12 protein-coding genes are annotated in these 14,344 nt (G+C 58.6%); 2 read left to right on the top strand and 10 right to left on the bottom strand.

Annotated elements, in window-relative coordinates:
• Positions 1 to 310: 310 nt before the first annotated feature.
• The 4 genes from ACR0AO_RS20410 to ACR0AO_RS20395 are packed head-to-tail and all read right to left on the bottom strand — an operon-like array spanning position 311 to position 4,625.
• Positions 311 to 1,282 (bottom strand): 2-hydroxyacid dehydrogenase, encoded by a 972-nt coding sequence (locus tag ACR0AO_RS20410; protein WP_480607796.1) that lies wholly within the window; start codon positions 1,280 to 1,282, stop codon positions 311 to 313.
• On the bottom strand, positions 1,282 to 2,172 hold the full coding sequence (sucD, locus tag ACR0AO_RS20405) for a succinate--CoA ligase subunit alpha (RefSeq protein WP_480607793.1): 891 nt from the start codon (positions 2,170 to 2,172) through the stop codon (positions 1,282 to 1,284). The genes ACR0AO_RS20410 and sucD overlap by 1 nt, the downstream gene beginning before the upstream one ends.
• Entirely contained in the window at positions 2,172 to 3,368 is a 1,197-nt protein-coding gene (locus tag ACR0AO_RS20400) for a malate--CoA ligase subunit beta (protein ID WP_480607790.1), read from the bottom strand. The genes sucD and ACR0AO_RS20400 overlap by 1 nt, the downstream gene beginning before the upstream one ends.
• A 15-nt stretch (positions 3,369 to 3,383) precedes the next feature.
• Entirely contained in the window at positions 3,384 to 4,625 is a 1,242-nt protein-coding gene (locus ACR0AO_RS20395; protein WP_480607787.1) for a pyridoxal-phosphate-dependent aminotransferase family protein, read from the bottom strand.
• Positions 4,626 to 4,845: 220 nt separating this feature from the next.
• Here ACR0AO_RS20395 and ACR0AO_RS20390 point away from each other — a divergent pair, with 220 nt between their 5' ends.
• Positions 4,846 to 5,475 carry a response regulator transcription factor gene (locus ACR0AO_RS20390; RefSeq protein ID WP_480607784.1) on the top strand — a complete coding sequence of 210 codons (630 nt, stop codon included), beginning with the start codon at positions 4,846 to 4,848 and terminating at the stop codon, positions 5,473 to 5,475.
• A gap of 177 nt (positions 5,476 to 5,652) precedes the next feature.
• Here ACR0AO_RS20390 and ACR0AO_RS20385 read toward each other — a convergent pair whose 3' ends face one another.
• Positions 5,653 to 6,564: a glycosyltransferase family 2 protein gene (locus tag ACR0AO_RS20385; RefSeq protein ID WP_480607781.1), complete on the bottom strand. Its 912-nt coding sequence runs from the start codon at positions 6,562 to 6,564 to the stop codon at positions 5,653 to 5,655.
• 153 nt (positions 6,565 to 6,717) lie between these two features.
• Between ACR0AO_RS20385 and ACR0AO_RS20380 the strand changes: the two genes are divergently transcribed.
• Positions 6,718 to 7,608 (top strand): glycosyltransferase, encoded by an 891-nt coding sequence (locus ACR0AO_RS20380; protein WP_480607778.1) that lies wholly within the window; start codon positions 6,718 to 6,720, stop codon positions 7,606 to 7,608.
• Between the two features lie 98 nt (positions 7,609 to 7,706).
• Here the strand turns inward: ACR0AO_RS20380 and ACR0AO_RS20375 are convergent, their stop codons facing one another.
• The 5 genes from ACR0AO_RS20375 to ACR0AO_RS20355 form a co-directional block, all read right to left on the bottom strand.
• Positions 7,707 to 10,031 (bottom strand): sulfatase-like hydrolase/transferase, encoded by a 2,325-nt coding sequence (locus ACR0AO_RS20375; protein WP_480607775.1) that lies wholly within the window; start codon positions 10,029 to 10,031, stop codon positions 7,707 to 7,709.
• Complete coding sequence (locus tag ACR0AO_RS20370; protein ID WP_480607773.1) at positions 10,028 to 10,786, bottom strand: hypothetical protein; 759 nt, start codon at positions 10,784 to 10,786, stop codon at positions 10,028 to 10,030. Before ACR0AO_RS20370 ends, ACR0AO_RS20375 begins: the two co-directional genes overlap by 4 nt.
• A 15-nt stretch (positions 10,787 to 10,801) precedes the next feature.
• On the bottom strand, positions 10,802 to 12,292 hold the full coding sequence (locus tag ACR0AO_RS20365; protein ID WP_480607770.1) for a hypothetical protein: 1,491 nt from the start codon (positions 12,290 to 12,292) through the stop codon (positions 10,802 to 10,804).
• Entirely contained in the window at positions 12,285 to 12,869 is a 585-nt protein-coding gene (locus ACR0AO_RS20360) for a hypothetical protein (RefSeq protein ID WP_480607768.1), read from the bottom strand. Before ACR0AO_RS20360 ends, ACR0AO_RS20365 begins: the two co-directional genes overlap by 8 nt.
• 372 nt (positions 12,870 to 13,241) lie before the next feature.
• Positions 13,242 to 14,132: a glycosyltransferase family 2 protein gene (locus ACR0AO_RS20355; protein WP_480607765.1), complete on the bottom strand. Its 891-nt coding sequence runs from the start codon at positions 14,130 to 14,132 to the stop codon at positions 13,242 to 13,244.
• Positions 14,133 to 14,344 lie beyond the last annotated feature (212 nt).

The raw sequence follows: 14,344 nt of genomic DNA, 5'->3' as shown, positions 1-14,344 counted from the left end.
CTCGATCTCGTCGCGCTGGCGGCCCAGTTCCGAGGTGATCGAGCCATAAAGCTCAGGATCACGATCCGACAAAGATTGGGTGAAAAATCCGTTGGCGCGATGGGGGGCGTTCATGTTGGAACCTCTTGAATTGGATTAGCCGGTTCAGCCCGGACCGGGCGAAATGGCATGCATGGATTGTAAGGGCGGAACCTGCGCGTGCCCGGATCACGGGTCTTGCGGGGCCAGAGACCGGACAGTACTTCGACGAACCCGTATTCGCTTGCCACGAGACCGTCCTGCGTTTGCCGGGTATCCCGCGCTGCCTGCATCAGATTACTCTGTCGCGTGGCGGTCGGCCTGCAAAGAAGTCGCCCAGATTGTCCAGAACGCGGAACCCCATAGCCTCGCGCGCCTCGCGGGTTGCGCTGCCAAGATGCGGCAGCATGACAAGGTTGTCGCATTGCAGCAGGTCCGGGCTGATCCGGGGTTCTCCGTCAAAGACATCCAGCGCGGCGCCTCCGATCATATCGAATGCAAGCGCCTGGATCAGGGCGAACTCGTCCACGACTTCGCCCCTTGCTGTGTTGATCAGGAACGCACCGGGTTTCATCAGGTCCAGACGACGGGAATTGATCAGGTGTCGGTTGGCCGGCCCACCGGGACAGTGCAGCGAGACGAAATCGCATTGCGGCAGCAGTTCATCCACCGAGTCCACTTGCACCGCGTTGCATCGGTTCAGAACCTCGGGCGATACAGGGCTGCGGTTCTGCACCAGGATCTTCATGCCGAACCCATGATGGGCCCGGCGCGCCATTTCCTGACCGATCCGGCCGAATCCGATGATACCAAGCGTCTTGCCGCTGACCTTGGTGCCGACCAGATGCGTGGGACGCCAACCCGACCACTGGCCCGCGCGCAATTCGCGTTCACCTTCGCCCGCACGCCGGGCGACCATGAGCAACAGCGTCATGGCCAGATCGGCGGTGCATTCCGACAGTACATCCGGCGTGTTGGTGACCGTCATCCCCAGATCACGCGCGGCCGGTTCGCAGATATGGCTGTAGCCCACGCCGTAATTGGCCAGAATTCTGGTCTGCGCCGCAGGTACGTCCAACGCTTCGGCGCTCAGTGAGTCCGTCACGGTCGGCAGGACCGCATCATACCGCTTGAGCGCTTCGCGGATTTCCGCCGGGGTCATCGGTTTGTCCCCGGTGTTCAGTACGGCGTCGTAATTCTCCATCAGTTGTGCCTCGACGGCGGCGGGCCAACGACGGGTGACAAGAACAGACGGTTTGGCCATCACGCAGCCTTTCCCATGACACGGGCGATGGTCTCGCCAATCACCGCCGGATTTTCAGCAACGGTCACACCCGCCGCCGAGAGGATTTCGACCTTTTCCGAAGCACTTTCGCCAAAGGCCGAGATGATTGCGCCCGCGTGTCCCATGGTGCGCCCCTTGGGCGCCGTCAGGCCGGCCACATAGGCCACGACCGGCTTAGTCACATGATCGCGGATGTATTCCGCCGCTTCCGCCTCTTGAGGGCCGCCGATTTCACCGATCATCGCGATGACCTCGGTTTCCTCGTCCTGTTCGAAACGTTCCAGTATGTCACGGAAGGACGAGCCGTTGATCGGATCACCGCCAATACCGACGCTGGTCGAAACACCGATGCCGCGCTCTTTCAGCTGTGCCGCGGCCTCATAGCCCAGCGTCCCCGAACGACCGATGATGCCCACGTTGCCCGGCAAGTAGATATGACCGGGCATGATCCCCAGCAGCGCCTTGCCCGGGCTGATCGTCCCCGCGCAGTTTGGGCCGGTCAGAACCATGCGCTTTTCCCTGGGGTAGCGGTACATGTAGCGTTTGACGCGGATCATATCCTGGGCCGGGATACCGTCGGTGATGCAAACGCAATAGCGGATGCCGGCATCCGCCGCTTCCATGATCGAATCCGCAGCGAACGGTGGGGGCACAAATACCAGGCTGGCATCAGCTCCGGTCGCCTTGACGGCCTGTTTGACAGTGTCGAAGACCGGCACGCCTTCGACGGTCTCGCCGCCCTTGCCGGGTACGACCCCGCCGACGACATTGGTGCCGTATTTCAGCATGTCCTTGGTGTGCAGCCGCGCCATGCGGCCCGTGATGCCCTGAACAATGACACGACTGTCGCGATCGAGAAGAATGCTCATTACACGGCCCTCATCTTGGTGTTTTGGGTCAGATCGTGCTGCCAGGCGCTGACAGCGCGTTCGGCGGCTTCCATCAGGGTTGTTGCGCGGATGATCGGCAGGCCGGATTTGGCGAGAATTTTTTGGCCTTCCTCGACATTCGTGCCCGCAAGGCGCACGATCACGGGCAGATCGATCTGCAATTCGCGAAGTGCCTGTACGACACCCTCGGCCACCCAGTCGCAGCGGTTGATACCGGCGAAGATATTGACCAGAACCGCCTGAACATTGTCATCCGACAGAACCAGACGGAACGCCTTGGCCACCCGCTCGGGCGATGCGCCGCCGCCGATGTCCAGAAAATTGGCAGGTTCGCCACCGGCCAGTTTGATCGTGTCCATCGTGGCCATGGCCAGACCTGCCCCGTTCACGATGCAACCAATGTTGCCCTCGAGCCCGACATAAGACAGGCCACGATCCGCCGCGCGGCTTTCGCGCGGGTCCTCTTGCGACTTGTCGCGCAACTCGCTGATTTGCGGGTGCCGGAACAGGGCGTTGTCGTCAAAGCTCATCTTGGCGTCGAGCGCCAGAACGCGATCATCGCCGGTGATGACCAGAGGGTTGATTTCGACCATGGTCGCATCAAGCTTGCTGAACGCGGCATAGCATCCTTGCAGCGTGCGGACCATGTGCTGGATCAGGCGTGGTTCAAGGCCCAGATCAAACGCGATCTCTCGCGCCTGGAATTCCTGCAACCCGACCGCCGGTTCGACGATCGAGCGCACGATGCTGTCGGGGCGTTCCGCCGAGATTTCCTCGATCTCCATCCCGCCTTCAGACGAGGCAACGATCATCACGCGCTGGCTCGAGCGGTCCAGTACAAAGCCCAGATAGATCTCGCGATCGATCGGCACCGCGCTTTCCACGTAAACGCGATAGATGCCCTTGCCCTCTGGGCCGGTCTGATGCGTGACCAGCTTGCGCCCGAACATGTCGTCGCAGGCCTCGTAGATCTCGCTTTCCGAGCTGCACAGCTTGACCCCGCCGGCCTTGCCACGGCCGCCGGCGTGGATCTGCGCCTTGACGATCCATTTGTCGCCCCCCAGTTCCCGCGCGCGATACGCCGCTTGTTCCGGGCTGTAGGCGAGTGCCCCCGAAGGAACATCGACACCGAAATTCGAGAGAATTTCCTTGGCCTGATATTCGTGAATATCCATTTGAATCCCTTTCGTTTAAGCGGCGATCGAGGTGCCGTAGCGGCTTTCGAGCAATGATTCGATCGCTTCGTGATCGACCTGACCACCCAGCTCGCGCAGCGCTTCGGCGAACAAGCGTACGATCCGGCTGACGGCCTGACGGTTCAGCTGATTGAGAATACCGATCCGAACCTGCACAGGTGCGCTCAGCGTGGGCCAGATGCCGAATCCGCGGGCGCGGCAGTTCTGAACCAGTTCCATCTCGCGGCCCGCCAGTTCCGGGGGCAGGTTGAGCACCACGAGGCTTGGCATGTCCGAGGTGACTTCACACCCCATCGCGGTCACGGCATCGCGCAGAACGCTTTCATGGGTCCGGTACGAATGCGATCGTTTCGCCAACCCTTCCTGCAACGTAAGACGCAGCGATTCATGGAAGGCCGCAACGGCATAACCAGAATGGGTTCGGTGATAAGTGCCCTTTTCGACGTCCTGACCGTCGACAACACCCCAGTGGCGCGCCTCGAAAATCGGGTTGTGAACATAGGTGTAGGCGCCGGTCGCTTTCAGAGAGGAAATATAGGCGTCGGTGAAACTGACGGGCGCGTAGGTCAGCGGCAGACAGCACAGGCCTTTTTGCGGGCAGGACGCCCATCCGGCGACGCCGGGATAGTCGTCGATCCGAAAATTCTCGACCCCAAGCGACGAAACGGCGTCGATCAGCCCCATGACGCCGTGGCGTTCGCAGGAATCCGAGAAGCCGCGCAAATCGTTGATACGGCCCGACCCGGTTTCCCAATGCGCCATGAAGGCCCATTTCGGCTTGTGCTCGGTCAATGCGGCCTCGACCGTCTCGGCGGTGACGGGCTGGCCGTGCGGAACGTCGATGACGGTCACGCTGGCCGCCTGCGGGTCCAGCGGATTGGCTGCGTGTTCCTGCGGCGTGGCGGCCTTGATCCGGAGCGTGAGAGAGTCGATGCCGGAAAAGGTTCCATTGGAAAACGCAACTACCTTGTCGCCGGGCATGACGGCCGAAAACATGGTGTCCAGCCCGCTCCAGCCAGTTCCGGCCACAGCAAATGTATAGGTGTTGTTCGTGCCCCAGATCTCGCGCAGCATGTGCTTGCATTCAATCATGCCACGCAGAACGTCGCCCTGCATGTGATCCGCCACTCCGGCGTTGGAGAACGCCTGCAAAACGCGCGCATCCGTATTGCCCGGCCCCGGTCCCGCTGCGAGGGTCTCAGGGATTTCGAGCTGTGGAAACTTCTGGAATGTCATCGGCGATCCTCCTCATCTATGGGGTGGAACCCGGACCCCACATATCGCGTTGATTGACAGAAAACCGATGCTTGCCTGTGAGCGCAACGTAACTTACTACTGCTTTAGCATATCTATTTGGATGGGGAAAAACCTACCCAAAATGGTCGGAATACAGTAGCATACCGCAAGAACACCTATCCTTTCGGGTAGGTTTACGCAAATTTGGGCGAAAAAACAAATGGCTGACACTGCGCAATCCCCGGTCGACATTATGCTTGCCGACAGCAACCCACTGGTTTTGTCGGCGATGTCGGAGATCTTTGAGCGTGACCCGCGATTCTCTTTGGTTGCGACTTCGGCCACTGCCGAGGGCTTTCTGGGCGCGGTGATGCGGGTGCCCGTTCAGGTCTGCGTTGTGGCCTGGGACTTGCCGGTTCTCGGCGCGGCCAAACTTATAGAGGTTCTGCGCGAACAGGAGAACACGCCCCGTTTCGTCATCTACGGGGACGAAGCCGGTGATGTTCCGCGCCTTGCGATGCAGGCGGGTGCTGCCGGATTTGCGGCCCGCTCGGGCGATGTCGAGGGTCTGCTTGAAACCTGCGCCGACGTGGCGGCGGGCAAAATGGTCTTTCCCTTTATCGACGTGCGCAAAATGCAGCAGAATCCGATGCTTAGCCTGTCGCGCAAGGAACGCGCCATTCTTGAGGCGCTTGCCAAGGGCATGTCCAATCGCGAATTGTCCAAGAATCTGCAGATATCCACGAACACCGTGAAGTTTCACCTGTCAAATATCTATGAGAAACTGTCAGTCAGGAACAGAGCACAGGCCATCGCCTACTATTATTCCTCAAAGACATCGGACAGCTAGACTTGAGCCGTTACAATCCCCGAACCGGGAGTTCACTGGAAGATGCGGGGCCGGCATTGGTATGGCCAAACTTTGGATTGTGGCGCGGTCGATGGCTCCTAGTCCTTTACTGGACAACCGAAGGTGATGTCAGACCCGAGGCGACAGACCGGCGATGTGCGCCCTTCACCTTTCTCATCAGAAAACTGACGTGAACCTGTCGGGCAACCGATAGAGGGTTTTTGTGCGTCCGCCTCCCCAAAAAGCGACGGTATCGTTGTGCAGCAGTTTTTGCCGATTGATCATCGTTTCACGAAATTCCGGGAATTCGATGGTTTCCATTTCGGGTTCTCTTGAAGACATGGCCTCATAGTTTTCCAGATCTTTGGACCAAGCACCGCTTTTGCTGGCGCCTTTGTTGCCAATGTCGATAGAGGCGCGCATGTCGCGCCGCAAATTCAGCCGTTCCTTTGTGCGTTCATAGTCAAAGAAGCGCATGTGGATCAGGTACAGGTCTTCGGAAAGGACGCGGGGAAGGTGGTTGTTTGCGTGTCCGCCGACCGTGAAATGCATGGGCGAGCGGACGATGCAGGGTTTGGAATAGTTTGCATTGATCCGAAAAACCCGGCGCCGGCTCAGAACCGGGACGTCGTCCTCCAGTGGTTCCGGCTCATGTTTGGGGTTGTGGATCAGTTCCAAACCCAATGGGCAAATCGACTTGGGGGTGCTGCCCCTTTCATATTGCGTCATGATGTAATCTGGCAGGCTCTGATTGGTGTCGGGGTCGACAATCACAATTTCATCTACATCAGTGCAGACCACCCAGTTGAAGTAAAACAGCAAGCCGTTGCTGATCTGGCTCAACAGCGACCAGCGGCGGCGATCCAGCCGGAACAGGCCGGGATCGCGATGAAGCCCGATGATATTTGCATCCGGTGCCAACCGGCGATGTTCGGGGTCGTTGTCGTGGCTGACAATGTAAAGGTGTTTGGGATCAATCAGCGCGCTGTAGTAGTCATACCATTTCTTGACGAAGAAATAGTCCTGGTACGCCATCGTGACAACGGCAATATCGGCCTTTGTCGGGTCGGGAAAAGGGCGCTTTGCCATACGGGTGCACTGGTTCCGTGAATTCTGTCGGGTTGGGGTTTCCGTTCTCAACGAGTAGGTATAATTCCGACAGATGTCGAGCCGAAACCTCAGTGATCTGCGGGCCAGGGGCGATCCGAGAAACAACTAGCGGGGCGAAAGGTATTCATTCCTATGCGAATTTTCGGGCACTGCCGTTTTTCCTGGTTCGGTATTTCAGATACGGGAAGGGAAATTGCCTCTGTCGAAGAGGCGCAGCAAAAGCTGTGGAATCCATACCGGATGGCCGTTCGCTTTCACCTGTTCGAAAATATCATGCTGCCCAGCATGGCCGCCCAAACCGATAAAGATTTTCAGCTTGTTCTTCTGACTTCGACGGACATGCCCCAGGCCTATCACCAGCGACTGAAAACTGTGACAGCGCCGTTTTCGTTTGTACGTCTTATTGATACGGACCAGCGGGATATCGGGCATGCATTACGGCCATTCATGCGCGAAACCGTGGAAGGAGGGCAAAAGGCAGTCCATTTTCGTATCGATGATGACGATGCCCTGGCCGCTTCGTATGTCGAACGCCTGCGGGTAATCAGCGACAGGCTTTCGCCGCGCACTGCAATCAGTTTTTCCAAGGGGTTTTCGGGATTTATTGATGGGAAAGTGGCGCGGCACTGCGAAAGAATAAAACCCTATATCGCGATAGGTCTCGCTTTGGTGACTGACGAGAGTTTTCACCGCAACCCATTCCAAATCCAGCACAGAAAGGTCGGGCGGTGGCTGCCCAGCTATCTGGATCCGGGTTTTCATGCCTGGCATCACAGTTTGCATGTGGCAAACAATACAAACGGCTATGCCGAATCCGGAGAGGAGTTGGCCGGCCTGAAACCGCCTTCACCACGCCGGTTGCTGGCAAGTCATCCGCATCTCAAAGATGATACAGTCAGCACCGACCAATGTGATGAAGCATTGACTGCTGCTTTCCCCTGGAGCGACGGCCCCAATCTGCGCAGGATCCTGGCGCAGTCCGCGGACCCCCAAACCTTGGCGCAGGAGATGGGATTTATTTGAGCTTTTGCGCCCGGTCTGCTTGATGTCAGCAGAGATTACGTTCCGAGTTTTCCGGCGGCTGTTCCGGTCAGAGGCATTTTGTTGTGGTGAACTGGCCGTTATTTGTTCGGCACCACCTTGTCCTGATCCGGCTGCCTGACGGACACGGCAAGTCCCTGCCGATGCGTGATCCTGACAAAACTTGCCCCCAAAACACATTCGGTTTGGGTGCCGTCCGATGTTATTTGCGGTGTCATCGGCCAATCGCTCAGATCCAGCGTCAGACTTTCGCCCCAACGGGTGATTTCCGTGACCCCGCCATATTCCGGTGCGATCACGGTAGCCCCGTCCGTTCCCGGAGTGATCAAGTTATGGCCGGGGCCCGCGTGAATCCGATCATTGCCGCCGGCGCTGACAACGGAATTGCGGCCTGGGCCGGTGTGAATCAATGAATTCCCGTTTCCGTCCTTGATATCGTCATTGCCATAGCCTCCATCGAGCAGATTGTTGTTGGCGCGGCCAAGGATGGTGTCGTCTCCGGGGCCGCCATAGAGCCGGTCACGTCCCGACCCGCCTGCCAGATAGTCATCCCCCGCGCCGCCGAAAAATGTGTTTCGGGCCTTGTTGACCGGCAGAGTTTCCAGGCAATCGTTTCCTCCGCCGCCATGGAACTCTGATCCCGCATAGCGTGACCCCATCATACGATCATCCGCGTTCGAGCCCCAGACGTGAACGGCGACTCGCTCGGATGTCTCGAATTTCAGCGGCGTTTCGGGGTGGGCCCGGACGCGGATTGTACGGGGAGCTTTGGGTTTACCTTCGGGCCGGGCCACGACCGTGGCGATGCGAACCGCTTCGACATGCGCGGGCATCGACAGTTCATATTCGTCAGGCCCGCCCATGTACCAAAGGGTATCATAGCCGCCGCCCTCTTCTTCGACGATTTTCTCGGCGTCGCGGCCATAGACCCAATAGTGGTTGTCGGAAATACCGCCTTCCAGCGTAATGCTGCCATCCACGGCCATCATTGCGTTGATCCCGTTTGCAGGGTTGGCCATCCCCCGCAAATCCAGACCGAGATCAAGCGCTCCGCGCACAAGTTCGTCGCGTAGTTCGCCAATGGGGGTGGTATCTGGCGAACTCGCCGCCAGATTGTCGGTTTCACCGGGATCGGTGACGAGATCATAGACATGCTCTTCGCCGTTCGGATACCGGAAATAGCGGTATTGTTCGAGGCCCTCGACCGAAGGGCGGACAGAGAGTGTTCCGAACACGCTGGTGATCGGAGATTTGCTACGGTCGTATTCTCCAAAGCTGTCACTGATCAGTGGCAAAAGGCTCTGGCCCGAGACCCAATCGGGACGCGGCGGCAGCCCGGCAAGATCGAGGATCGTTTTGGGGAAGTTGTGCAGCGATACCGGCAGCTCGATTTCCCGGCCTTCCTGCATACGGGGGTTCCAGATGCTCAGGGGGACGTGGGCGGCGCTGTCCCACTGGCTCATTTTGTGAAAGCTGTCATGGGTTCCAAGGTTGAACCCGTTGTCCGACAGGAAAACAACAGTCGTATTGCCCGCCAATGGCGAGTTTTCCAACGCCTCCAGAAAACGGCCGATTTCGTGATCCACGTGACTGCAGGCGGCAAAATAGGCGCGGACAACCTGCCGCCAGGCTTCGTCTCCGGCCCCTTCGGGTGTCCAGCGGCCATTGGTGATATAGGCCGCTTCATAAACGGCAAACCCCGGCTGCGGACCGAAATAGTCTTCGGGGGCCGCTGTCTTTGGCCAGCATATCCGGGCGGCATCATAGCGCTGATAAAACCGGTCGGGGCATTCAAGCGGATAGTGCGGATGTTTGAAGCCAAGCTGGATCAGGTGTCTGCGTTTCGGATCGGCGCGGTCGAGATAATCGATGGCGTTCTGGGCAACCCGATAGTCATAGTACCCGCTGTCGCATTCGCCCTGATCGTTCGGGTGGTTGTACCCGATGATCCCCGGACCCTTGTCCAGATAGGGATGCGGGGCACCGCGATTGGAGGTGTCTTTTGCCGCGGCTTCCTCGTGAAACAGAAAGTGGCGGTAAGCGTCCGGCATGGGTTTGTAATGACCGTCCACCTTTCCCGTGGTGAAACAGCGAAACCCTTTGCGGCGCAGATCGTATTGCCACGCGACCGGCGGCGGCAGTTCCTCTCGCCAGATGCGGTTGAGATCGACAAGCCCGGTCCGATATGGTGAAAGCCCGGTTGCCAGTTCCGCGCGGCAAGGCGCGCATAGCGGCACCGTCGCGTAGGCATTTGTGAAACGCACGCCTCGCGACATCAACCGGTCGATATTCGGTGTGTCGATCCGGATGCCGAACGCGTCACGCCAGGTAAAGACGTCGATCATGTCATCGACCCAAATGACGCAGATATTGTCCGACGCGATCGTGTCGCTTGTAAAGGTCATGGCTTTCTCTTGCGGATCGAATTCAGAACCCGGTGAACTCTGTCCCTTTGCAGGGAACTGGCTTGGTGAAGGATGTTGAAATCCGGCCAGATGATGATATCGCTGATGGTCTTTTCGCCCAGCGTCTTCAGCAGTCCGGCGCGATGGCTGCGGCAGCCGACAAAAAACTCGGCCGGTAAGGAAAAGCCGTAGCGCGCTTGACGTTTGTCCGTTGCGGCGGGGTCTGAACCCATGGCCAGAGAAAGCCCTTCCGGATCAATCCCTGCCCATACGTCGACCCACTCTCCCGGTTCGGCATCGATCGGCAGCACGATCCCGGTTTCGTTGTTGTCCGGCTTGAACTGAATGGTCCCATTCTGTTCGGACAGGAAAATGTATGGCACATCTTCCGCATCCCCGGTCAGCGTGGCAAGAGTGCGGGCTTCACCATTCGCGCGGCGATAGCGGATCAGCCAGGACGCGCTTTGGCTTTTCCGGTCCAGACGAAAGCAGAACCCGCAATGCACCCGATTTTGAAAGACAAGGCCGGCGCCGCCGGCATCGGGAAATGAATTGCCGTCATTCGGCTGGGTAGGCGCGGCCCGTACGTCTCCGAGGCGGGCTGAAATACCGCAGATGTGGCCTGTGTCCGCATCCAGCGAAAGCCGGTCTTTCGACAGATCAAACCAGATCGCGCCATCGCGCGAAAGGTCGTATGCGGCCGTGTCATCGGGCAACAGCAAGTGTTCGGGCAGATCGGCATCAAGCGTCAGCATGGATTTATCGCCCTCCTAGTGGATTTCCAGCACGGTCGGCAATGCCCAGCGGTGCAGGGTGCGGCCATTGCGGCCTTGTCTGGACCACGTGTCGCGAACGGAGCCGCACGCGGCGGGATACCCGTGGCGCATCGCCCGGGCAGGGGCGCCAAACCCGTAGACAAGCTTGAGTGGCTCATCCCGGGGCAGGGCGTCGAAATGGACGAGAATATCGCTGGGGATGTCGGGGCAGCGCTCGACGGCAAGGATCGCGGCCCCCGAGGAATCTCCGTCCAGCCGGAAGCCGTAGCTCGACCCGGCGTCAAAGGGATCGTTTTCATCCACGACCAACGCCTCCATGGCATCGGCGCGCACACGAACCGTATCAGCGGTATCCCGTTCGGCCAGAAGAAAAGTTGGGCAATGCCAGCGCTCGCCGGTTGCAAGCACCTGTAACGCAGATGCCTGCATTTCGCCCATCGCAGCGAGGGCTTCGGCGGTGGGGCGCGCGAATTCATCCTGCTCGAACATATAGCCGGGTGCCGCATAGACCAGCCCATGCCGCCAACCCATCCAGGCCAGATCCGATTGCGCGCGCAGCACGGGCAGGTCCGAGATTTGCGGCGTGCCGCAGTCGAAAATGGACAAAACCGGAGGCATGCGCATTCCCAACGCACCCAGATTCGCGCCCAATCTGGTCAGCAGGCCCAGCATGTCCGTCTGATAGCGCAGGGGATCGCTGACGACATCCTCCAAAGCGAAATCCAGGCAGATCGCAAGCAGTTCGGAGCGGGTTCCCATACGGTTTGCGCAGGCGTTCAGGTTCTGAGCCGCGACCAGCAGGTTGTCAAAGGCGCGTCCCCGCGCCAGATCGCCGAGCGATGCCGAACTGTCAGTCTCGGTCCGGACCATGAACACCGGCAGGGCGGAATAGGTGCGCAGACAATTCTCCAGCAGGGCTTCCGCCATGAAGGCTTCGCGCGTCAGTTCCTGAATATTCAGCAGGTCACTGCGTTCTTGCGCGCTTTCCAGTCCGGCCATTCCGACAGCGCCTATTTCATCCGCTGGAGCCATCACATGGCAGGGAAAGCCCGATGCCTGCGTGACACCCAATGCCCATCTCTGACCTCCAAACCCGAGAATTCCGCTGAGCGGCGCATGGCTTTCCGCAATGATCGCAGGCGGAGTGGCGTCCGGGTCGTTGTGATCCAGGACCCGGTACCGGCGCATTCCCTGCCGCCCCGGTATGCGCCCGTGAAACCGAAACCACTCTCCATCCTTTTCGATATCCCATACGTCCAGCCCCTTCAGCCGAGGCGGGCAGTCCACGGCTGATTTATCGCCGATCGGTTCCGGTGCAGATGGGTGAACGGGCAGGCGCGCGGCGATATCATCGATGACCCGGTCGGACAGAACCAGATCGAGGCCTGTCTGATCATACCGGATCACATCGCCGTTGCGCGCGCGCAGGATCGTGCCCTCTGCCGGGATGTTCCGCTTTTCGGACTCGGCCGGATCATCACTCATGAGCTTGACCCTCGGCCAAAGAAATCTGTTCTTCCGCCGCTTTCAAGGCCAAGCGCGCAAAACGCAAATCCGGTTTTCGCGCCAGAAGAGACTGACAGGCACGGATAGTCAATTTCGGATGTCTCCCGTCGCTGATGTGTTCAACAAACCTGCGTGACCATTTTCTGACCATCGGGCGATGGCGCATCCTCTGCCAGAATTCTGGGCCCACCAGACCTGTCTCCGCAAAATTCTGCATCACCCAGTGCATGGCGTCGCAATGTACAACAACACGGATGGCCTCGTGCGTGCAATGACGCAGTGGAACCAATTGCACATGTGGCGCCCGCATCCTTGCCACATGCGCTTTGTCCTCGGGGACAAAGGGATCGTACAGAATCGAGACACGGTCGATATACGGTATGGCGGCGGCGGCATCGAGAAAAGGCATGCCCTCCCAGTTGGAATGCCGGACCGAGTAGCGAAACCTGTTTTCGTAAGGCGCAATCGTCCTGTTCATTGTGGATTGAGGGCTGAACGCGAGCACGCGCGAGCCGGGTATGAGCGGAGCGAAATTGAGCGCGGCAAACCCGCCCATGGATGCCCCCATAAGGATGACCGTCCCGAAATGCCCGAAAAACCCGCGTTCCGCCAGTTCCCGCAATATCGGCCCGGTGGTTTCGTGGCGATACCAGTCTTTTCGGTGTGACTGCACCCCTAGAATGGAGTGGCCCAGTTCCGAGACACGCCAGCCCATCCATGGCGGGCGCGGAGATGGTTCGTCGACTGTGGCAAGGTTGTCGAACGTGACAAACAATACGTCCGAACGGCGTTCGAACCACAAATCAGATTCCGGCCCGGGAGTGAAAAACGCCGCGGCGGGAGTTCCGTGCCATGGCATGGCGCGGTCCAGAGGCATTTCCGGCGGTCGCACAATTTCCGTTTTTTCTTTGGTTTGCGCCATGGCCGGTCAAAACAACTGAGAGAAACGTTCGGGGAGACGAAACAGCTCTTTGCTGCGACCGCCGCCAAGGCTCCAGTACGAGCCCTTTTTTTGCCGCCATCCATTCAGCATCTTTTCGCGTTCTTCGGGAAAATCGATGGTTTCGGCCACCGGTTCTCGTTTGCTCAGATGCTGGAATTCGTCCAGTGCCGTATCCCATCCGGTGACCTTGCGAGCGCTGTCCTTGAGATCACCACTGGCTATGATGCGCTGTTTCCGGCGCAATGCCAGACGCTCTGACATCATGTCGAAATCGATGAACCGCAAGTGGAACAAATACAGATGCGGGTCGAGGTGAACCTTGTTCTGATTTGCATAGTGGCCGCCGGGAGCGAAACTCACGGATCCCTTGGCGATGCAGGGCTTGGCATAGTTGGCGTTGAGGCGGAACAGGCGGCGGCGGCCCAGGATATTGTAGCCATCCTCCAAAGGCTCTGGTTCCAGCCCCGGGTTGTGGACCATTTCCACCGCGAACGGAGTGATCACACGCGGCAGCTTGTTTCGCGGCAAGCTGTTTATGTAATCGGAGAGATTGTCAGAGACATCCGGATCCACCACGACGATTTCATCAACATCGGTGCTGAGCACCCAGTTGTAGTAGTTCGTGAATGCGCTGTTGAACAGCGAGATCATCTGCCATCGGCGTTGGTTCCAGCTGAATCGGGTCGGATCATAGGGCAGATAGATGATATTTGCCCCTTCGGCGATCTTCTTGTGCTCCGGATCGCCACCGTGACTGAAGATAAAAAGATTTTCGCGGCCAACGTGCCGACTGTAATAGTCGACCCATCGGCGCAGGAAAAAATGGTCTCCGCCAACCATTGTCGTCGCAGCCATTTTACCTTTTGTCTGATCCATGCCTGTTGCCCGGGGACATTGCCGTTTTTCTGTATTGTCTTGTTTAGAAGTGGGTCGCGAAACAACTACACGTCTCTGACCCATTCATACAAGGACAGAGGACCATCCTGAATCGTTTTTTGGTTGTATGTAGGATTTGCAATCCTGATGGCAGCGAGACCGGTCTGAACACAACTCTGCACCGCATGTGACGGGATGAAACGTATTGCCCG

The sequence above is a fragment of the Ruegeria sp. AF8 genome (genome assembly GCF_056541825.1).
Note: the sequence above shows the minus strand (reverse complement) of the source record. Positions and strands in the feature narration are given on the sequence as shown.

Excerpts from the sequence above, each read along its gene's own strand:
- ACR0AO_RS20380 (WP_480607778.1), top strand. The coding sequence starts at position 6,718 with ATGCGAATTTTCGGGCACTGCCGTTTTTCCTGGTTCGGTATTTCAGAT.
- ACR0AO_RS20365 (WP_480607770.1), bottom strand. The coding sequence starts at position 12,292 with ATGAGTGATGATCCGGCCGAGTCCGAAAAGCGGAACATCCCGGCAGAG.
- sucD (WP_480607793.1), bottom strand. The coding sequence starts at position 2,172 with ATGAGCATTCTTCTCGATCGCGACAGTCGTGTCATTGTTCAGGGCATC.
- ACR0AO_RS20390 (WP_480607784.1), top strand. The coding sequence starts at position 4,846 with ATGGCTGACACTGCGCAATCCCCGGTCGACATTATGCTTGCCGACAGC.
- ACR0AO_RS20360 (WP_480607768.1), bottom strand. The coding sequence starts at position 12,869 with ATGGGCGGGTTTGCCGCGCTCAATTTCGCTCCGCTCATACCCGGCTCG.
- ACR0AO_RS20355 (WP_480607765.1), bottom strand. The coding sequence starts at position 14,132 with ATGGATCAGACAAAAGGTAAAATGGCTGCGACGACAATGGTTGGCGGA.
- ACR0AO_RS20400 (WP_480607790.1), bottom strand. The coding sequence starts at position 3,368 with ATGGATATTCACGAATATCAGGCCAAGGAAATTCTCTCGAATTTCGGT.
- ACR0AO_RS20385 (WP_480607781.1), bottom strand. The coding sequence starts at position 6,564 with ATGGCAAAGCGCCCTTTTCCCGACCCGACAAAGGCCGATATTGCCGTT.
- ACR0AO_RS20410 (WP_480607796.1), bottom strand. The coding sequence starts at position 1,282 with ATGGCCAAACCGTCTGTTCTTGTCACCCGTCGTTGGCCCGCCGCCGTC.
- ACR0AO_RS20375 (WP_480607775.1), bottom strand. The coding sequence starts at position 10,031 with ATGACCTTTACAAGCGACACGATCGCGTCGGACAATATCTGCGTCATT.
- ACR0AO_RS20395 (WP_480607787.1), bottom strand. The coding sequence starts at position 4,625 with ATGACATTCCAGAAGTTTCCACAGCTCGAAATCCCTGAGACCCTCGCA.
- ACR0AO_RS20370 (WP_480607773.1), bottom strand. The coding sequence starts at position 10,786 with ATGCTGACGCTTGATGCCGATCTGCCCGAACACTTGCTGTTGCCCGAT.